The sequence below is a fragment of the Enterocloster citroniae genome (assembly GCF_040545455.1).
GTDB lineage: Bacteria > Bacillota > Clostridia > Lachnospirales > Lachnospiraceae > Enterocloster > Enterocloster citroniae.
Genome location: NZ_JBEPLZ010000004.1, coordinates 289858 through 309639 on the forward strand (window position 1 = coordinate 289858; position 19782 = coordinate 309639).

Annotated in this window: 16 protein-coding genes; 1 reads left to right on the forward strand and 15 read right to left on the reverse strand. The window is 51.3% G+C overall.

Annotated elements, in window-relative coordinates:
• The 10 genes from ABID13_RS07260 to ABID13_RS07305 form a co-directional block, all read right to left on the reverse strand.
• Positions 1–3588, reverse strand: a complete 3588-nt coding sequence (locus tag ABID13_RS07260; protein ID WP_048930504.1) for a response regulator — start codon at positions 3586–3588, stop codon at positions 1–3.
• Positions 3585–5786, reverse strand: a complete 2202-nt coding sequence (locus ABID13_RS07265; RefSeq protein ID WP_045091317.1) for an EAL domain-containing protein — start codon at positions 5784–5786, stop codon at positions 3585–3587. The genes ABID13_RS07260 and ABID13_RS07265 overlap by 4 nt, the downstream gene beginning before the upstream one ends.
• Before the next feature lie 194 nt (positions 5787–5980).
• A complete protein-coding gene (hisIE, locus tag ABID13_RS07270) occupies positions 5981–7294 on the reverse strand; it encodes a bifunctional phosphoribosyl-AMP cyclohydrolase/phosphoribosyl-ATP diphosphatase HisIE (protein WP_007864439.1) in 1314 nt (437 codons plus the stop codon).
• Positions 7295–7305: 11 nt separating this feature from the next.
• Entirely contained in the window at positions 7306–8025 is a 720-nt protein-coding gene (gene hisA / locus ABID13_RS07275; protein WP_007864434.1) for a 1-(5-phosphoribosyl)-5-[(5-phosphoribosylamino)methylideneamino]imidazole-4-carboxamide isomerase, read from the reverse strand.
• Positions 8003–9010: a hypothetical protein gene (locus ABID13_RS07280; protein ID WP_242849278.1), complete on the reverse strand. Its 1008-nt coding sequence runs from the start codon at positions 9008–9010 to the stop codon at positions 8003–8005. The genes hisA and ABID13_RS07280 overlap by 23 nt, the downstream gene beginning before the upstream one ends.
• Positions 9011–9109: 99 nt before the next feature.
• Complete coding sequence (gene hisB, locus ABID13_RS07285; protein WP_007864412.1) at positions 9110–9697, reverse strand: imidazoleglycerol-phosphate dehydratase HisB; 588 nt, start codon at positions 9695–9697, stop codon at positions 9110–9112.
• 78 nt (positions 9698–9775) lie between these two features.
• Positions 9776–11065, reverse strand: coding sequence for a histidinol dehydrogenase (hisD, locus tag ABID13_RS07290; protein ID WP_007864409.1), 1290 nt, complete (start codon positions 11063–11065; stop codon positions 9776–9778).
• Positions 11062–11733: an ATP phosphoribosyltransferase gene (gene hisG / locus ABID13_RS07295; RefSeq protein ID WP_007864406.1), complete on the reverse strand. Its 672-nt coding sequence runs from the start codon at positions 11731–11733 to the stop codon at positions 11062–11064. The genes hisD and hisG overlap by 4 nt, the downstream gene beginning before the upstream one ends.
• A gap of 36 nt (positions 11734–11769) precedes the next feature.
• Positions 11770–13035 (reverse strand): ATP phosphoribosyltransferase regulatory subunit, encoded by a 1266-nt coding sequence (gene hisZ / locus ABID13_RS07300; protein ID WP_007864403.1) that lies wholly within the window; start codon positions 13033–13035, stop codon positions 11770–11772.
• 111 nt (positions 13036–13146) lie between these two features.
• Positions 13147–13710, reverse strand: coding sequence for a helix-turn-helix domain-containing protein (locus ABID13_RS07305; protein ID WP_007864400.1), 564 nt, complete (start codon positions 13708–13710; stop codon positions 13147–13149).
• Positions 13711–13958: 248 nt separating this feature from the next.
• On the opposite strand from ABID13_RS07305, the gene ABID13_RS07310 reads away from it, so the two are divergent.
• Complete coding sequence (locus ABID13_RS07310) at positions 13959–14456, forward strand: GNAT family N-acetyltransferase (RefSeq protein WP_048930506.1); 498 nt, start codon at positions 13959–13961, stop codon at positions 14454–14456.
• Between the two features lie 35 nt (positions 14457–14491).
• Here ABID13_RS07310 and ABID13_RS07315 read toward each other — a convergent pair whose 3' ends face one another.
• The 5 genes from ABID13_RS07315 to trpS all read right to left on the reverse strand — a co-directional run bounded on the left by ABID13_RS07315 (position 14492) and on the right by trpS (position 19675).
• Complete coding sequence (locus ABID13_RS07315; RefSeq protein WP_007864394.1) at positions 14492–15025, reverse strand: Holliday junction resolvase RecU; 534 nt, start codon at positions 15023–15025, stop codon at positions 14492–14494.
• A gap of 90 nt (positions 15026–15115) precedes the next feature.
• Entirely contained in the window at positions 15116–15919 is an 804-nt protein-coding gene (locus ABID13_RS07320) for a glycoside hydrolase family 25 protein (RefSeq protein ID WP_048930547.1), read from the reverse strand.
• A 138-nt stretch (positions 15920–16057) separates the two neighbouring features.
• Positions 16058–17392: a DUF6688 domain-containing protein gene (locus ABID13_RS07325; protein WP_052665583.1), complete on the reverse strand. Its 1335-nt coding sequence runs from the start codon at positions 17390–17392 to the stop codon at positions 16058–16060.
• 174 nt (positions 17393–17566) lie between these two features.
• Positions 17567–18367 (reverse strand): MerR family transcriptional regulator, encoded by an 801-nt coding sequence (locus tag ABID13_RS07330; RefSeq protein WP_045091319.1) that lies wholly within the window; start codon positions 18365–18367, stop codon positions 17567–17569.
• Between the two features lie 216 nt (positions 18368–18583).
• The gene (trpS, locus tag ABID13_RS07335) at positions 18584–19675 is read right to left on the reverse strand and encodes a tryptophan--tRNA ligase (RefSeq protein ID WP_045091349.1); all 1092 of its coding nucleotides are present in this window, start codon (positions 19673–19675) and stop codon (positions 18584–18586) included.
• Positions 19676–19782 lie beyond the last annotated feature (107 nt).

The window sequence follows — 19782 nt, forward strand, 5'->3', positions numbered from 1 at the left end:
TCATGCCTCCTTTCCAAAAATAAAGTCGTACAGAGTCTGGAACAGCCGATCCGGCTCAATGGGTTTTGCCAGATGGGCATCCATGCCCGCCGCCTTACTCTTCTCTATATCATCATCAAACGCATTGGCTGTCATGGCAATAATGGGGATCTCCCCGGCATCCCCGTTGCTCAGATGGCGTATGTTCCTGGCCGTGGTCAGTCCATCCATCAGCGGCATTCTGATATCCATCAGTATGGCATCATAATACCCTTCCGGCGACTTGCTGAACAGCTCCAGGGCCCGCAATCCGTTCTCAGCCGTATCCACCTTAAATCCCTTATCCTCCAGCAGCATCACGGCCACTTCCGTGTTGATCATATTGTCCTCTGCCAGCAGCACGCGTTTGCCTGTAAAGTCGTACTCCGATGACTCAGGCTGGCGGTCCTGTTCTTCCTTTTCCCCCAGGGCCCTGGTAAAGGCTGATATCAGCGATGACTTGAACATGGGCTTGCTCATCAGCAGGTTCACTCCTGCCAGCTTTGCCTCGTGTTCAATGGTGACCCAGTCATAAGCTGTCATGATGATAATGGTCACATCCGGTCCCACAATACCCCGTATGCGGCGTGCCGTCTCAATCCCATCCATCTCCGGCATTTTCCAGTCTATGAGAATCATGTCAAAATATTTCCCATCGGTCCACAGATCACTTACACGTTTCACCGCCTTGCGCCCGCTGTCCACCCACTCCGCCTTGACCCCCATCTCCTCCAGGGTTACAATGGCGCTCTCACACACAGCCACGTCATCATCCACCACCAGGGTTTTCAGATGGGAGAAGTTATAGGTGGTCTTCTTTTTATTGTGGCGCAGCTTTTCTTCCTCCGTAATGCCCAGTTTCACATCCACCGTAAACTCAGTGCCGATTCCTTTGATGGAGCGCACAGTGATCTTTCCGTCCATCATATCCACAATGTTTTTAGAGATAGCCAGCCCCAGCCCGGTACCTCCGTACGGCGCCGTGGTGCCTGTGGATTCCTGTGAAAAAGGCTCGAAGATATGGGGAAGGAACTCCTCACTCATACCCACTCCTGTGTCGTTTACAATGAACCGCAAAACAGCGTCATTTTTCGTTCTTCTGTGCAGCGCGGCAGACAGCGTAACCTTTCCGCCTTCATTGGTAAACTTAATGGCGTTGCTCAGGATATTAATCAGCACCTGCTGCAGCTTCATGGCATCACCAATATAGTAATCATCCAGCACCGGGTCCAGGATGCATTCATAGTCCACTCCCCTGGCAGCGGCCTGGGCATAGCAGATGGAATTGATGCCGTTAAGGAATTCATCCGTGGGGATCTTCTCGCTCTTTAACAGCATTTTCCCGCTCTCGATCCGGCTCATATCCAGGATATCATTGATCAGGGAAAGCAGGAATCTGGAAGATATTCCGATCTTGGAGATGCAGTCCTCCACCTGTTCATCATCCCCAATGGACCTGGCCGCTATGGTACTCATGCCGATAATGGCGTTCATAGGCGTCCTTATCTCATGGCTCATCCTGGACAGGAAATCAGATTTAGCTGCATTGGCCTGTTCCGCGGCAACCAGCGCCGCTGCCAGGTCCTCCTTCTGCCGCTGCTCCTTGCGGACCACGTCCGTCACATCTGTGCGCACTACCCCAACCCGCCCTAAGTCCTGGTTAATATAAAACACCTTAAACCGCTTGATCCTCTGGACTCCGTGTTCATCCCTCATCTCCACAATAAAATTGTACATATCATGAAGAGCCAGCTGCCTTTGCATATAACCGAAATCCATCTTTTCCAGGTATTCGTTCCCGGCCTCCTGGTCCATATACCGGCTGGCCACATTGCGGATCTCCTCCTGGAAATATCCCTGCCTCGCCACGGTTGCCTTCTGGCTGCCGCAAAAGGATATGGGGTGGTGTGTGCCTTTATGGATATCGATCTCAGTTATGATATCATAATCCAGCTCCGCAATCTTATAGAGGAGCTGCTCCTGAAGTTTTTTCTCAGTGATATCAAAGGTGTAGAAAAATGCAATGATATCCCCTGTTCCAGGATTCAGGCATACCCTGAAGCTGGTATTGCTCCAAAAGGCCCCGCCATCCCTGCCTCTGCGCAGGAAATCAAAATGATAATCTGTTTTGCCCGAAGCAAAATCCGACAGCACCTTTTCTCTGCGCATGGCGCGCAGGATATCCTGTCCGTACTTGGCATCCACAGCGGAGGCCGACAGATTCTCAATGGTCTGTTCATAGGTATCCCCCACCTTGGCAATGGATGCCTCGGCTGTGGACAGATAACTCTCCAGATAATTCCTGGTAATATTGATCCTTCCCTGGATCAGTCCACCCTCTGTGGACAGCTCCGCAAAATAAGTCAGTTCATTCTCATACAGTTCCCTGACCCGCTCCTGCACCTGCTTCTCATCCGTGATGTCCACAAACACACAGTAAAAATACTGTTCTCCGTCTTCCCCGGTGAACAGCTGCGCTTTGATCGATATCCATTTTACACCGCCGTCCTTGCACACCAGGCGGTTTTCGTTGCGGATGGTATTCCCGTGCTCCAGCTGGGAGCGCAGCTTTCCCTCCATCACCGCCAGATCCTCCGGCCAGATGACCGCAGACATGCGGTTTCCCATGGCTGCAAATTCCTGACGGGTGTATCCTATAAAGTCAAACAATCCATCATTGGCATCAATGACGGAAAAATCAGCATCAAACCGGCAGCGGAATACGGCTCCCGGAATATTATTATAGATGTGGAGTATCTCCTTCTGTGCCTGCTTCTGGGCTGTAATATCGCTGCATACCGATGTGATGGCAGGCCGGTCGTCCTCTGAAACAGTCTTATGCCCTACATCATGGACCCAGATATAGGATCCGTCCTTTTTGCACATCCTGTATTCCACCGCATACTCTTCCCCTATGTCCAGCTGCTCTGCCATCAGCTGCTCCACCATGGCCCGGTCCTCAGGATGGATACAGTTTGCAAACTGTCCGCGGATCGCGTCCGTAAATTCCTTCTCATCCCCGTATCCCAGATATTCCAGCATCCTGCGGTTAATGAAATAAAAGGGGAACCCGTCCCCCACATAATACCCCAGCATACCGCCTGCAAATGCCTCGTTAAGAAGTTCCTGCCGCTGTCTGGCAATATTTTCCATCACCAGGGTCTGGGGATAGTGTTCCCCTTTTCCCTGGCTGCTGCTGGGTTCTGAAAAGTTCAGATCACAGACCAGCCACCGGCCCTTTTGCTGTTTTAACACAAAAAAGCAGCGCAGATGCCAGGCATATACGGAGTTCTTCAGGCTGAAGGCTGCTGACATGACATATACGTTTTCCCCCAGCTGCTGCTCATTAAGAACCGAAAAATCCACCTGGAAGGGTTCCGGTATCTCCCTTATATCCTCCCTCAGGTATCGGGCCATATCCTCCCTGCCATCCGCATACTCCTGTTCGCCGGTTCCCACAAAGTGTATGTCATCTGCCAGGAACTCCTCGGCCAGCCCCGCATCCCTCAGTTCAAACCAGCAGCGGCAGAACTGCCGGATCGTCTGATTCCCACTGTTCGGATTACTCATACTGTTTCCTCTTTCCACAAGCCGCAGCTCTCCTTGTTTGTATTTTTCTCAGAAGCTTCCGGTTTCCTGCGTTTTGACTGTTCCTGCAGCCGCGTGCCGGGCTGTGTCAGCGCCACGCCGGCAGATGCATAAAACAATACGCTGCGCTGTATCCGTTTGGACAGGCTCTGCATCAGGTGGGGTTTGCATATAAAATCATCCGCCCCCAGTTCCAATGCCATGTTTTCCAGTTCCGGGTTGGACAGGGCCGTGGTTATGATGGGAAGGTTCCACAATTCCTTGTCCCGCTGGATGGTTTTCAGCACCTGAAAACCATCTGTATCCGGAAGTGTTATGCTTAAAACAATTGCCGCTATCCCCCTGTGGTTCTTTATGTATTCCAGGGTATCATCACAGGTGGCGGTCCCCACCACCTGGTAATGCCCCTTGAATGCCTGTTGCACAGACTCCCGATAAACCGGGTCCTCGTCCGCCACCAGCAGCACGGGCAGTTCCTCCCCGGAGCAAGTCTCCTCCTCCGGTATCTGAAGCCCGCTTTCCTTATGAGCGGCCAGAAGGGCCTCAAAATCCTTGCAGGGCATGGGCCTTGCAAAGTAATATCCCTGTACAAAATCACATCCCAGCTCACTGAGCCTGAGCAGCTGTTCCTTGGTCTCCACGCCTTCCGCCACCACTCCCAGGTCCATCCAGCGCGCCAGGTTGATGATAAACTGAAGGATTCCCTGGCTCTTGGGCTTGGCCATCTCGTTATGGATAAATTTGATGTCCAGCTTCAGGATATCGATGGGCATGTCATTGAGCATATTCAGGGAGGAGTATCCGCTTCCGAAATCATCCATCTCAATAACAAAGCCCTGTTCGCGCAAAAGGGTCACTGTATCGATGATCTGCTTTGGGTTTTCCGTATAAGCGCTCTCTGTGATCTCCAGATGAAGGCGGGAAGGGGAAAGTCCGTATCGTTCAACGATCTGGATCAGGGTGGACACAAGGTCCTCATTGTAAATATCCGCCCTGGAAACATTCACAGACACGGATATGGGATAATATCCCCGGTCATCCCAGGAACGGATGGCGGCACAGGCCTTATCCCACACAAACTGGTCCAGTTTTGTGATAAAACCATTCTTCTCAAACAGAGGGATAAACTCTGCCGGGGATAAAAAGCCCCACTCCGGGTGGATCCACCGGACCAGCGCCTCCGCTCCTATAAGGTTCTCATCCCTGATCCTGTACTTTGGCTGGAGATAGACCAGGAATTGGTTCCGGGCCAGGGCCGTCTCCATGCTGTCCGTAATGGCCTGTTCCCTCAGCAGCTGGTTGCGCAGGGTATCGTCATAGATCGCAAAAAACTTGCCGTACTGGCCTTTGACGCTCCTGGCAGCCAGAAGGGCCCTGTCGCACATCTGCTCCACGGAAACCATGCGGTCCTCCACATAGTAGATGCCCCATTTCATCACAATGTTGTGGACCTCCAGCAGCTCATTGGTCTGGATATTGGCTTCCATGAACATATCGTTGGTATACTCCCATTTGTGCTCTATCATGCAGGCAAACTGGTCTGAATTCAGGCGGCCGCAGATTCCCCTGCCACCCAGATTCTCCTCGTATGCCTTTCCAATCCCGCACAGCAGGCGGTCGCCTGTCTTCACTCCAAACACATCATTAATCAGCTTGAAATTCTCAATATCGGAACAAACAATGTCATAGTGGGTATCAGGGTTTCGCAGCAGGACGTTTCTCACCTGCTCATAGAAAAACTCCTTGCTGTACAGTCCGGTCAGCCGGTCATACTGCATCAGGTTGATCATGGCGGCTGTTTCCCGCAGCCGGATAATACCTGCCACGCGGTGCAGGATGATCTGAGGCTTATAAGGTTTAGCCACAAAATCCGTTGCCCCATGGGACAAAGCGGCAACCTCATCCGACTCGGCGTCATTTTGTGTTGTTACAATAACGGGAATGGAGGAATAAGCGGGATCTGCTTTCATGATTGAGAGAAAGGTGTAGCCATCCATAACCGGCATGATAATATCCAATAAAATAAGGGAAATCCCTTCTCCGTACTGTTTTAATATATCAAGGGCCTCCTGGCCGTTTTCCGCCTCCACAACATCATAATCTTCGGACAGAATCTGGCACAACAGGCTTCGGTTGAGCATATTGTCTTCCACAACCAAAATCTTTTTTCGTGAAAACATAGCTTTACTCCTCTTCTTTAGGATGAAAATACTGGCAAATATACTATTTATTCTATCATAGCAGGCTGAAAAACTCAATGATTCCTTTTGTTTCCGATCAGGGACAATGCCTATCTGTAAAAAGTGCCTGCCCGGGAAGAAAACTCCGGGCAGGCACTGATTAAAAGATGGATGGAGCCATTCTGTTTTTTATTCTACCGGTTAGCCAGCTCCTCCGTTATCTCCTCCCAGGAGATTCCCCTGTCAGCCATAAGCACCATCATATGGTAGAGAAAATCCGATATCTCATACTTGATCTCCTCAGGGTTGGGATTCTTGGCCGCTATGATGATCTCAGTGGCCTCCTCCCCCAGTTTTTTGAGGATCTTGTCAATACCTTTGTCAAAGAGATAATTGGTGTAGGATCCCTCCTTCGGATGTTCCTTCCGGTCCAGGATCACACCGTACACATCCTCAAACACCTTTAAGGGGTTTGTCTCCTTGTATTCCTTTTCAGCCAGGGTGGTAAAGAAACAGGTCCTGCTTCCCGTGTGGCAGGCGCCGCCGATCTGCTTGACCGTGGCCAGGATCGTGTCATTGTCACAGTCCAGCTTCAGGGATTTCACATACTGGAAATGTCCGCTGGTCTCTCCCTTCAGCCACAGTTTCTGCCGGCTTCTGCTGAAATATGTCATCTTTCCCGTGGCAAGGGTGGCCTCATAGGATTCCTCGTTCATATACGCCATCATCAGCACTTCCGAGCTTTTATGATCCTGCACGATCACAGGAACCAGCCCATCGCTGTTCAGCTTAAAATCCTTCCACGCCACCGTGCTCTCAAAGGTATCTGTCTCAATACCGGCTCCCTTGAGCATCTGCTTCATCTCCATGCAGGTATCCATGGATTCCTCTTCCAGGGTGAGGATGGCCCCCTTGACCAGAGGGCAGCCAAAATGGATCTTAAGTTCCCCCGCCATGTCCTGGACAGACTGGTGGCCTCCGCAAAAGATCAGGGCTTCATGCCCGCTCTCCCCAATCTCCCCCAACTCCTGAAGGGAAGGTACCTGGGCCGAGGTTTTAAGGATCATCACCGAGGCGCCCAGCTGCGCATATTCCTCCGCCTGGGGAATATATGTAATATCCGGAAGGTATGCATAGATCTTCTCGCTGCCGAAACGGTCCGCAGCCTCCTTCATCATGTCCACATTGTCCTCCCGGCTCACATCCAGGAATACGGCGCTGGCTCCGGCGTAGAGATACTTCTTTACGTCCTCCAGCCTTCTCACACGGCCTCCTGCCAGGATCGGTTCATCCACGGTTCTGGCAGTCTCCTTTATCAGACCGATCACCGCCTCGTGATCCTCATCATTCTCAGAATGATCATAGAGCAGCACCTGGTCGGCCCCGTTGTCACAGCCGGTCCTTGCCAGGTCCGTAAGGGGTTTCCCATATTCCGCCTGTCCGTTCCAGGAATAAGCCTTTCCTTCCTTTATGCCAAATCCCAATATCAGCTTCTTATAATCTGTCATTTGAGTATCTCCTAGTTTTCGTAGAGTCTGACTGCTTCCTTCAGGTCGATTCTGTTTTCGTAAAGAGCTTTTCCAATAATGGCTCCCCTGATCCCTGCCTCATGCAGATCCTGAAGGTCCTTCATACAGGATACCCCGCCGGAGGCTATGATGTCAAGTCCCGTATCCTCTGTCAGCTGCCTGGTTGCCTCCACATTGGGACCTGACAGCATACCGTCCCTGGATATATCCGTATATACAATATGCCGGACTCCAAATTCCTTCATCTTTATGCAGAGATCCCGGGCGGTTACGGCGCTGACCTTTTCCCAGCCCTCCACCGCCACCATGCCGTCCCTGGCATCCACGCCAGCCACAATGGCATCCTCCCCGAACTTTTCCACCATGTCCTTTAGGAATTCCGGATGGGTAGCCGCCTTGGTTCCAATGATTACGCGCCTTACCCCCAGGTCCAGCATACTGCGCACCGCCTCCTCCGAACGGATGCCTCCTCCGATTTCAATAGGGATGGTTACGCTGTCCACGATCTTCTGAATGGCCTTTGCATTGACCGAGTGCCCTGCCAGCGCTCCGTCCAGGTCCACCAGATGCAAAAAGGTGCCTCCCTGAGCCTGCCACCAGGCGGCCACCTTCCATGGCGCATCGGAATACACGGTAATATCCTTAAACCCGCCCTGCCTTAAGCGTACACACTGTCCGTCCTTCATGTCAATTGCCGGATATAGCTGCATATGAATCTCCTCTTTCCTCTTCTTTTAAACGGATCTTAAGATCCTGATTCAACTTTTCCAAATATTGCCCAGTCCTTCTGCCGCCGGCCGCAATATGGGCGTAGTCATCCTCTGTGACAATAATCACAAGCCCTCCTGTATTCTCCACCCTGCTGATCCTGGTGTAAGGGATCACATCAAATGCATAAGCCGCAGTTATGACAAAATGCTCCGTCAGGTAAATGCCTGCTCCCTTTGCATATTCCTCTGTGCAGGCCAGTTCCCGGTCCGCTGCCAGAAGTTCACCGCCCCTTCCTGAAAGCCGCCTTCTCTGGGCGCCCAGACGCCTGAAATACAAGATCATGTAAATGCCCCCGGCAGCGGCCATAAGAAACGGCAATACATAAAACAGGATTGCACGGGGATACTGCTCCAAATACGTTCTTGGAACCGTGTCCAGGTAATATCCGCCCACAATTTCCGACAGGTCCTCCATTGTAATGGGAATCTGTGATTCCGACCACAGCCGGCTGTAGGATTCCCTGGCATATCCCAGAAGTTCCGGCACCACAGGCTCCCCATATCCGTACACGTCCACGGCCGGGGGCTGCTTGGCCCCGGCGTCCCCATATGTATACTCCATAAGGGCCATCAGTTCTTTTGGAAGTTCTCCCCTTACGGAAATGATGTAGGGGCGGAACATAAAATCAAAGCCGAAATAATAGTCATCCGCCTTCTTCACATGTTCCGCAAAGCTGTCTGTCAGGTACTGGAGTTTTACATAGCTGTATCCCGCCGGTTGGTCAGATTGAAAGGGTACCGGCTGGTTTAACTCTTCCCTGTACCTCTCCCTTAGATCCCCATCCAAAAGAAGGCAGGCCAGGGCAGAAGACAATCCCAGGATGAGGAGCACTGCGCCAGCCAAAAGTCTTATATCCCTGTATCTCAGATGATTCATTTTCCTGGATAGGGAAGGTATCCCCGTTCCCTGTTTTCCCAATTCCATCCCTCCCCCAAAGCCCATCCAAGCAGTACTCATATGCATGCGGACGGTACTCATATGTAAGCAAACGGTACTCTGGTGCGGGCAAACGCCCGGTCCCTCCTACAAGCTGCCCTTGGTGGACAGCACGCCTGTCAGTCTGGGTTCCGCCGCAACCGCCCCGTCCAGGGCCTTTGCAAAAGCCTTAAAGGCCGCTTCAATGATATGGTGGTTGTTCATCCCCGACAGCTGCTTAACATGCAGGTTCATCTCAGCCGCATAGGACACCGCATAAAAAAATTCCCGCACCATCTCTGTCTCCAGGTCCCCCACCTTTTCCCTGTCCAGGTTCAGGTCATAGACCAGATAAGGTCTTTTACACAGGTCCAGGGCGCACAGCACCAGGGATTCATCCATGGGAAGGATCTGGTAACCGTAGCGCACAATTCCTTTTTTGTCCCCCACCGCCTGCCGGATGGCCTGGCCCAGCACGATTCCGGTATCCTCTACGGTGTGGTGGGTGTCCACCTCCAGATCCCCCTCCACGGTCACGGACAGGTCAAAGAACCCGTGCCGCGCAAAACTGTTTAACATATGGTCAAAAAACCCGATCCCTGTGTGAATGTCCCCTGTTCCGCTTCCGTCCAGGTTCAGGGTCATATGGATCTTTGTCTCATTTGTATTCCTTACGATCTCAGCTATCCTATCCATGTCTTCTGTCTCCTCTTAAGGATATTTGCCCTCAGCGGACAAGGGGGGACACACGCCCCTTGTCCGCTGAGGGTATGGTCACTCAAAACGCACCCGTACGGAGTTGGCATGGGCCGTCAGATGTTCGGCCTCTGCAAAAAGTTCAATCTCCTTATGTGCTTTTTCCAGGGCTTCCCTGGAATAGTAGATGATGCTGGATTTCTTGATAAAATCATCCACTCCCAGGGGTGAAAAGAACTTGGCCGTACCATTGGTGGGCAGGATGTGGTTGGGACCTGCAAAATAATCCCCCAGCGGCTCGGAACTGTATTCACCGATAAAGATGGCGCCTGCATTCTGAATCTTTGTCATGACCTCAAACGGATTCCTGGTCACGATCTCCAGGTGCTCCGGCGCAATACTGTTGGATGCCTCCACTGCCTTTTCCATGGATTCCGCCACCAAAATATATCCGTAATTGTCCAGGGACTTGCTGATGATCTCACTTCTGGGAAGCACCTTTAAGAATCCCTCCACCTCCAGGGACACCTTCTTGGCCAGATCCATGCTGGTGGTCACCAGGATAGCGCTGGCCAGTTCATCGTGTTCTGCCTGGCTTAATAGGTCCGCTGCAACAAACCGCGGGTTGGCGCTGTCGTCCGCGATCACCAGGATCTCGCTGGGTCCCGCAATGCTGTCAATGCTCACATGGCCGTATACCGCCTTTTTGGCCAGGGCAACGAAGATATTGCCCGGTCCAACGATCTTATTCACCCTTGGGATGGACTGGGTCCCGAAGGCCAGAGCTGCAACTGCCTGGGCGCCTCCCACCTTGTACACCTGGGTGGCACCGGCCAGATGGGCGGCTGTCAGGGTCACAGGGTTCACCTTTCCATCCTTACCCGGAGGTGTCACCATAACGATCTGTTTCACTCCCGCCACTTCCGCAGGAATGATGTTCATCAGCACGGAAGACGGATAGGCGGCTTTTCCGCCAGGCACATATACGCCCACGCTTTCCAGGGCGGTCACCTTCTGGCCCAGGATGGTCCCGTCAGGCTTTGCGTCAAACCAGCTGTTCCTTTTCTGCTTTTCATGATAACTGCGGATATTCTCCATGGACTGTTTCATCACGTCCAACAGCCCTGCATCCACCTGCTCCATGGCTTCCTGTATCTCCGCCTCCGTCACCCGGATACCGGAAGCGTCCAGATAAGCATGGTCAAACTTTGCCGTGTACTCAAACACGGCTTCGTCCCTGCGGTTTCTCACATCATTAACAATGGCTTCCACGGTTTGGGTATAGCTGTCATAATTGTTGGGATCCCTTTTTAACATATCCGCCAGGATATTTTCCATGGATCGATCATCTAAGGTTATGATTCTCATTCTGCTTTCTCCTCCTTATGAGCGCATGAATCCTTCAGTATGGCCTGGAAATCCTTGATTATCCTTGTAATGCGCTCATTCTCCGTCTTCATGCTCACCTGGTTCACCACCATGCGGGCGGACAGGCTGCACACTTCCTCCAACACTGCCAGGCCGTTTTCACGCAGGGTTGAGCCGGTCTCCACAATGTCCACGATCACCTCGGACAGCCCTACAATGGGGGCCAGTTCAATGGAGCCCCCCAGCTTGATGATCTCCACGGTCTGATACTTCTGGTTGTAGAAATAATCCTTTGCTATATTAGGGTACTTGGTGGCAACCCGGATCAGCTCGTGGTGCTTCAGGCTCTCCCTGGCCGACTCGGGACCGCATACGCACATCCTGCATTTCCCCACTCCCAGGTCCATGACCTCGTAGAGCTTGCGGCCCTCCTCCAGTATGGTGTCCTTTCCCACAATGCCGATATCGGCGGCTCCGTACTCCACATAGGTGGGCACGTCACTGGCCTTGGCCAGGAAAAACCGGATCCCCAGCTCTTCATTTACAAATATCAGCTTCCTGGAATCCTTATCCTTCATCTCATCACAGGAAATGCCGATCTCCTCAAATAATTCCATGGCCTTCCTGGCCAGTCTGCCTTTTGCTAACGCTACCGTTAAATATCTCATCTGTTCTCACCAGTCCTTACATTCATCAATCCCGTGTCACTCATACGCGGAAACAGGAATCTCATCCGCGCTGTGGTTCACCATGTCCATGGCCGTGACCACCAGGCCCTCCCCCTTTAAATACAGGAGGTTTCTCATATGCCGCTGTGCTGCCATGGCCTTATAATCCTCGATCTCCTTGTCCGGGCGCCGCTTCATGGACTGGACAGCCAGACCCTTGTCCTTAAAGTACCTGCCCAGCCGTATGGCATTGTCCCTGGCGGACGCCTCGTAGAGGATCACGGTATTCACCAGCGTCACCGGGGTGTCGATCTGCTGTCTGGACAGGGCTGCCATAAGCTGGTCCACCACAATGACAAATCCCACGGCCGGGGTATCCTTTCCAAACTGCACCAGCAGTTTGTCATAGCGCCCGCCTGTGACGATATAATCACCTGTCCCATATGTATATGCTTTGAAAATGATCCCCGTGTAGTAATGGTATTTGCTGAGCATACCCAGGTCATACGTCACATAACCGGCCAGCCCATAGCTTTCCAGAATGTGGTGCACCTGCTCCAGCCGTTCAATGGCGGCCAGGGCGCATGGGTTGGCTGTCAGTTTCTTTGCCTCCATGATCTGCTCCAGGGAGCCAAACAATTCCGGGAGTTTTAAGAACACCTGCTTTAATCCCGGGTCGATCCCCTGGTTCTTTAACAGCTCCTCCACCCCAAAATCGTTCTTGTTTTCAATGAGCTGATTCAGCTCCTCCTCCACATCCCCGTTTAACCCGGCTTCCTCCAGAAGGCTTCTGTAGAATGCCACCTGGCCCAGCTCCACCTGAAACTCCTTTAATCCGGCCGCTTTCAGGCTGTCTATGACCATGGCGATCATCTCCGCATCTCCGTCCGCGGAGTCATCTCCGATCAGCTCCACCCCGGTCTCCGCCCGCTCTTTCAGCCGTCCCTGGTAGCTGCTGTTGTTCTTAAAGGTCCGTTCCAGATAACAGAGCCGCAGGGGCATGGTATCATCCATAAAATATTTGGCCACACACCTTGCCACTGCCGGAGTCATATCCGGCCGCAGCACCAGGGTACTGTTGTCCCGGTCAAAAAACTTAAACATCTCACGGTCGGAAACACTTCCCCTGTCCTTGCTGAATATGTCAAAATATTCAAAACTCGGGGTCTGGATATGCTCATATCCATAGAGATAGAATGTATTCAATATCTTATCCTGTACTGCCAGCTTCTTTCTGCATTCCGCATTGTAGCTGTCCCTCACACCCTCCGGTGTGTGGATCAAACGGTTATTTCCTGCCATAATGATTCATCCTTTTTTATTGATATTGTGTTTTTACTTCTATGTAGTAAAGTGCTAATTCGGTAACGTGATTGTTCCATTATAGGGGATAATGGAGTGATTGTCAATATTTCATTTTTGTCTTCCGTAGAATATGATCATGCTCAGCTGTGCCTGGGAATCTCCCATGTTCCAGTAGCCATGGGGCACATCCGCCTTAAACCGTATGGAATCCCCCTCAGACAGCTCCCAGCGCCGACCATTGGCCTCAATCCCCACATTTCCCCGGAACACTGTGATAAATTCTTCCGTTCCCGCCAGATGGGGCTGGGCACAGAGCTTCCCCTCCGGCTCTATGACGATCCTGTACGTCTCAAACATTTTCCTGTCATCAAAGGGGAATATGGGATAATTCACATACCCTCCCCCGTCTTCCCGGATGGGGAGGATGTCCTGTTCCCGCACCACGGTCATCTCCTCCATACTGGTTTCAATGAGGGAGGAAAATGAAACCTTATAGCCATTGGCAATTTTCCAAAGCACGGAAATGGTAGGATTTACATCCCCCTTCTCAATTTGGGCCAGCATGCTTCTGGACACTCCGGTAACCCCGGCAGCCCCGTCCAGGGTCAGCTTTTTCTCCTCCCTCAGGCGCTTGATGTTCCGGCCTACTTCCAGATTAATATTAATATCCATAAACTCCTCCAAACAGTCTTTTTGCTTGACATTATGTTGGACTAATAGTACAATATAGTAGATTCCAATATATTGGACGGTATGTCTTATTATAGTATACTTTTATTTCCAATTCAGGTCAATCATTATGTAAAATGTATGTTCAAAATCTCCTGGTACTCAGATTTGCGAGATGATTTTCTGTCAGCCGCAGAGATGGGTGCAGGTGAGACTCCAAGCGTACACCAAATGGACAGGAGGAAAAACAGATGGAATTCAGATGTTCCCAAAGTACGGAGATCGATAGGTGCTGGGAGATCATACAGGAAGCGCGTCAATACCTGAAGGATCAGGGGATCGACCAGTGGCAGAACGAATATCCCGACAGGAATTCGGTGGCCGGGGATGTGATGAAAGGAAACGGATATGTCATAACGGAGAACGGCCGTATCATAGGTTACGCATGTATTTCCTTTGACAAGGAAGAATGTTATGAGACCCTGAGAGGAACCTGGAAAAGCATTCAGCCCTACGGTGTCATCCACAGGCTGGCCATTGGCAATTCACACAAGGGAAAGGGCCTGGGATCCCTTATGCTGCACCGGGCGGAAGAGCTGTGCAGGTCCAGGGAAATCCACAGCATCAAGATCGACACGGACCAGGACAATGGCGCCATGAGACATCTGCTGGAAAAGAACGGATATGAATACTGCGGCGTGGTCACCTTTGACAACAGTGATAAGATCGCCTTTGAAAAGCTGATCTGATCCATTAAACATGGCAAAGACCCGGTCCGGGAACATCAGTTTCTCCGGTCCAGGTCTTTTTGGATCTCCTCCAAATAGTGCACCAGCATATCCCTGTAGGTACGTATCCGCCACTGTTTGTCCACTTCATCATATGTAAAGCTTTTTCGCCCTCCCGCCTCCATCCGTTCCCAGAAAGCAAGCACCTGGTCAAAGGGAAGATAATACATCTCATTCATTCCCGTGTAGTACAGGATGATGAAGGAGATCCCTCCCTGTTCCTCAAACTCCTTCATGAACTGGATCTGGTGGGGGTGTATGTTCTGAAGGGGAAATGTCTTTGCCGCGCATTCCTTGGCGTCAAAACACACCGGGATCCCCTGCACGGTGCCGATATAGTCCACCGTACTCTTTTGGTCAAAGTACGCCAGGGTAATGTGCCTGCTCGCCTTGTCTATCTCAATGGGGGTAATGGGAGTGGGTATCTTCTGGATCAGCGCCAGATGCTTTTCCCTGTAGCTGTCATTGGTATGATTGATCAGATCCTCCAGGGTAGACCCCCTCAATCCCCTTGTATTCCATGTTCCCATGCTGCATGTTCCTTTCCGTCTGTTTCTGGAACAAGTATATCAGAACATCTGTTTTTTCACAAGTCCGGCACCATATAGTTTTCTTTCACCTTAACTCCCAGCCTTTGTTACAGGCTTACCCGTCTGCACAAACTGTTCCCACTGCTCTTTACTTCCCGCAAACACGTTCAGATCAATAAATTTCTCCTGACCGGAATATCCCTTAAGCCTTCCCCTATTTGCGTACTGCCAGAACGTCCACTCTCTGTCGGTCTTAGGTCTGCGGACCACATTGCGGATCCAGAGGGGATACGCTTCAAATCCGCCTTCCAGGTACATTTCATAGGTTTCCTCCGTAGCGTAGATGACCGGAGTCACTCCATAATGCTCCCCCAACATCTCCAGCATGAGTTCCAACTGTTCTGCCGCCTGGCTGACAGGGGGAGGATTGGATCTCTTATCCCCGTAAAACTCAAAATCCACCACAGGCGGAAGCATTCCTTCCCGCTTTCCCACGGTCTGGATAAAATTCTGTGCCTGACTCTCTGCCGGGCTGTCAAAACTGAAAAAATGGTAAGCGCCTGTATACAGACCTGTCCCGGCCGACTCCTCCCAGTTTTCCTCAAAGCGCGGATCCCTATGGCGGCTCCCCTCCGTGGCCTTTATATACGCAAAGGAAATGTCCTGGGCGCTGAGCACGGACCAGTCAATATCCCCCTGGTAGTGGGACACATCAACTCCGCGTACCGAATAAGTTCCGGCCCCGGGGCGGTTGAGGAGAAACCATCCGTTCATCACCCCATAATAAAAAATACCGCCGCACACCGACAGGACCACTGCCACGCAGAGAATAGACCGCAGGTATCCGGCCCCTTTCCCTGCCCATGTGCTATGGCTGCCATTCTTTTGTTCCATCCTGTCTCTCCCCATACGATCTCTCCCCCTACTGCCCTTTTACATCCACGATCCTTACATACCGTCTTAATGGGTATTCTCCGTCATGGGCCTCTTCCATTGACACAGCCGACACACTGCCTGCCCCTGTAATACGAGTCACCCCGCATCCGGCCAATCCTGCCCAATAGGAGTGATATACTGCATGGCGATCCTGTTTTCCGGATGGACGTCACACAAATAGATGACGGCCAGGAACAGCCACTCCAGCGGCTTCATAAGTATATAAACACAGTCAGCTCCAAAGGATGTCCTGATATGGCGGGCCAGGGGAAATCCGTATCTGTCATAGACATGCCGGACCGCGCCGTGGAACCCGGGCGCACGTTCCATTATGATCTGCTCAAAGGCATTTGCAATACAGAGCTGTCTGTTGACAATAACACGATGGCCATGACGGACGCCCATGCGGACGGGATGGACCACCTTTGGATGGCCTCCTGCCGCCACCGTGCACAGATAGTGTTCGTCATACATCACATTGGGAGGGGAGACCTTCTGGGACAGATTCCACTGGCTGGTCTGTGTCCACGCCTGAATGACGCTGTCCGGCTTTTGTCCGAATAAAGTGAGGAGCATGATCAGGATCCCCAGCAGGGGCAGCATAAAAAGCAGGGCCAGCCATGGCCAGTTTCCGGAATTCTGCAGCACGGCCTCAAAGCGTCCCGCGACTTCCGGACTTCCTGCCGTTCCATTATTCGGCTTTCCTGCCATCTCTTCCCCTTTTCCCTTCTCTCCTCTCCCCTCCGTACGGCCCGGATTCAGTTCCTGCCACTGCAGCAGCAAACGCCGGATCACTTTTACGGCAATGAGGACACAGTTTACAGGAAACAGGTACAGGTAGATCCCTCCCCTGCCCGCCACGCAGGTCTGTATGGTCCACATCACACACATCAGGCATCCGATGTACATGGCTGACATGGAAAGTACGGTCACAAGGGGAGGCAGTTCCTTTAACGGGATCATGCGAAGGATCATATATCCAAGGATCCCCACTCCGGACAGCACTGCTATGGTTGGAAATGTCCAGGTGGCAATGGGTGTATGGAACTGGCCATTGTACAGCACCTCAGGCCAGTCCGCAAATACGATCTCCGTAACTTCCGAGATATACAGCCAGCTTAGCAGAAAACCGGCCAATATGGTGGCAATTTCCGTCAATGCACTGATGGACCGCTGAAAGGGACTCAGAGTCTTTTTGACCATAAAATATAGATTGCACACGGTTAACAGCAGGGGGTAGACTAAGGAAACCAGCAGGATCAGAACCATAAACAACGCCATATATCCTTCCGTCAGCCGGTTGGGCCCAAACGGCCCTCTTATAAACAGTAATGGGCATCCCAGTACCATCATGATGAGAAGCACCACCACAGGAGCCAGGACAATGCTTAACAGGGTATGCATTTTCACAAAAACCAATAAACGTTTCATACCAAAATCCTCCTCATATGGCTTCAGTATATTGTGACCCAGGTTTCAAGTCAATGGAAGATCTGGCAAATTAAGGATATATTCAGAAAATTGAAAATATTGCACACAAACGATCTGCTATAAACCAGGAGCCGGCTTCCGTTTGGAAGCCGGCTCCTCTGGATATACTTATGATCACTTCTTAACAGGAAAGAATATCTCCGTCTCCCACTCCTCAGGCGGCAGGTTATGGAAATGATTTTTGACATAGATCTCGTAGGGCATTCCATCCGGCCGGTATCCGTTGGCGTTGATCCATGATACAATGGCGCCGTAAGCATCGGGAAGCCCTGAATATGCTCCTTTGTGAACGGTGGCGGCACAGAAACGCTTTGGCATGATGCAGTCCGCCTTATCCCTTTCCGTGATACCCACGGCAAGCTCTATATCGCTGTAGGCCGGATCAAACTCCTGGTCATGGTAGATTGCCATTGTTATGCCGTTGGCGGTGAGATGTTCCCTGGCGATCTTTTCATACAGTTTCCCGTAATAGTTTCCGAATTCCTCCACCGACATATTCTGCCTGCTGGTTACCAGCACCTGTTCCTCTGTTTCTTTGACCTGGATTTCATAGTTATTCTGATAGCTCATAATGTCACCTGTCCTTTCAAACTCTTCCAGATGGATTCCCATTTCCCTGACCGTAACGGAAAGATAGTTCATCTGCTGCTCCAGCCGGAATTTCTGTTTCCTCAGCTGCCCCAAAAGACTCCCGGCATCCTTTGTGTCCAGCAAGCCCTGAATGTCGGTAAGGGAAAATCCGTACCGCTTCAGCCGTCCGATCAAAAGCATGGTACTGATCTGACTGTCCTCATAATACCGGTATCCATTGGCCTCATCTGTTTTCCTTGGCCTTAAAAGACCGATCTTTTCATAATGGCGCAGCGTTTTTACACTTACCCCGCATATCTTTGACATCTGTCCTATGGTCAGCATTTCCCTGTTCCTCCATCTGTTTTTATTCATCTGATCCGGATCTGAACCAAGTATAATCCCATCCCTAAGGGCAGGGTCAAGAGGTTTTTTTAATCCATAAACGTCAGCTTCAGAATGCACCCTTGTCAAAGCAGAACACCGCAATATTATACCACATAACAGAAAAAGGACTTCCGCTTTCCGCGAAAATCCTAATGATTTCTGTTGTTTTTACGCTTATTCCTCGGACTGGAATCTGAGAGCCTGCTCTGCGATCAGGTCCTTATCCTCAAAATAGTTGATCTTCATGGCCCTCTTCATCTCCGCCAGTGTCCCGGCTGCCTTTGCCTGGGCTTTCCTGCTCCCCTCTTCCAGGATACGGTATACGGCAGGAATATCCTTTGCAAACTCCTTACGGCGTTCACGGATGGGGCGCAGCTCGTCCTGAAGCACGTTGTTTAAAAACTTCTTGACCTTTACATCCCCAAGACCGCCTCTCATATAATGGGCCTTCAGCTCATCCAGGTTCTTGTAATCCGGAAGATACTCTGCGAAATGCTCATCGCGGCAGAACGCATCCAGGTAAACAAACACAGGATTTCCTTCCACCTGGCCCGGATCCTCCACGCGCAGATGGTTGGGGTCGGTGAACATGGACATGATCTTCTTCTTCACATCCGCCTCGGAATCAGCCAGGTAAATGCAGTTGCCCAGGGATTTGCTCATCTTGGCCTTGCCGTCAGTGCCCGGAAGGCGCAGACATGCCTTGTTGTCAGGAAGCAGGATATCCGGCTCCACCAGATTACCTCCGTAAACAGTATTAAACTTGTGCACGATCTCCCTGGTCTGCTCAATCATTGGAGCCTGGTCCTCGCCCACCGGAACCGTAGTTGCCTTGAAGGCAGTGATGTCGGCTGCCTGGCTGATGGGATAGGTGAAAAATCCCACCGGGATGCTGGCCTCAAAATTACGCATCTGGATCTCAGACTTAACCGTGGGATTGCGCTGAAGGCGGGATACGGTCACCAGATCCATGTAATAGAAGGTCATCTCACACAATTCCGGTATCTGGGACTGGATAAACAGCACGGACTTGGACGGGTCCAGTCCGCATGCCAGATAATCCAGGGCCACTTCTATGATGTTCTGACGCACCTTTTCAGGGTTGTCCGCATTATCTGTCAAAGCCTGCGCATCGGCTATCATAATATAAATCTCATCAAACTCTCCCGAGTTCTGAAGCTCCACCCTGCGCTTCAGTGAACCCACATAATGTCCTACGTGAAGCCGTCCTGTGGGGCGGTCGCCTGTAAGTATAATTTTTCCCATTCCAAAAATCCTCTCATTCCATTCTTTTTGGTACGCACACATTTTGTCGCTTGTATTATCATAACCCGAACAGGAGCTCCTGTCAAGAATCACCAAATGATCCTTTT

Coding starts and splice junctions, on each gene's coding strand:
- ABID13_RS07325 (WP_052665583.1), bottom strand. CDS start 17,392: ATGAAACGTTTATTGGTTTTTGTGAAAATGCATACCCTGTTAAGCATT.
- ABID13_RS07310 (WP_048930506.1), top strand. CDS start 13,959: ATGGAATTCAGATGTTCCCAAAGTACGGAGATCGATAGGTGCTGGGAG.
- ABID13_RS07260 (WP_048930504.1), bottom strand. CDS start 3,588: ATGAGTAATCCGAACAGTGGGAATCAGACGATCCGGCAGTTCTGCCGC.
- hisD (WP_007864409.1), bottom strand. CDS start 11,065: ATGAGAATCATAACCTTAGATGATCGATCCATGGAAAATATCCTGGCG.
- hisB (WP_007864412.1), bottom strand. CDS start 9,697: ATGGATAGGATAGCTGAGATCGTAAGGAATACAAATGAGACAAAGATC.
- ABID13_RS07320 (WP_048930547.1), bottom strand. CDS start 15,919: ATGGAACAAAAGAATGGCAGCCATAGCACATGGGCAGGGAAAGGGGCC.
- ABID13_RS07305 (WP_007864400.1), bottom strand. CDS start 13,710: ATGGATATTAATATTAATCTGGAAGTAGGCCGGAACATCAAGCGCCTG.
- hisIE (WP_007864439.1), bottom strand. CDS start 7,294: ATGACAGATTATAAGAAGCTGATATTGGGATTTGGCATAAAGGAAGGA.
- hisG (WP_007864406.1), bottom strand. CDS start 11,733: ATGAGATATTTAACGGTAGCGTTAGCAAAAGGCAGACTGGCCAGGAAG.
- hisA (WP_007864434.1), bottom strand. CDS start 8,025: ATGCAGCTATATCCGGCAATTGACATGAAGGACGGACAGTGTGTACGC.
- ABID13_RS07315 (WP_007864394.1), bottom strand. CDS start 15,025: ATGGGAACATGGAATACAAGGGGATTGAGGGGGTCTACCCTGGAGGAT.
- ABID13_RS07280 (WP_242849278.1), bottom strand. CDS start 9,010: ATGGAATTGGGAAAACAGGGAACGGGGATACCTTCCCTATCCAGGAAA.
- hisZ (WP_007864403.1), bottom strand. CDS start 13,035: ATGGCAGGAAATAACCGTTTGATCCACACACCGGAGGGTGTGAGGGAC.
- ABID13_RS07265 (WP_045091317.1), bottom strand. CDS start 5,786: ATGTTTTCACGAAAAAAGATTTTGGTTGTGGAAGACAATATGCTCAAC.
- ABID13_RS07330 (WP_045091319.1), bottom strand. CDS start 18,367: ATGCTGACCATAGGACAGATGTCAAAGATATGCGGGGTAAGTGTAAAA.
- trpS (WP_045091349.1), bottom strand. CDS start 19,675: ATGGGAAAAATTATACTTACAGGCGACCGCCCCACAGGACGGCTTCAC.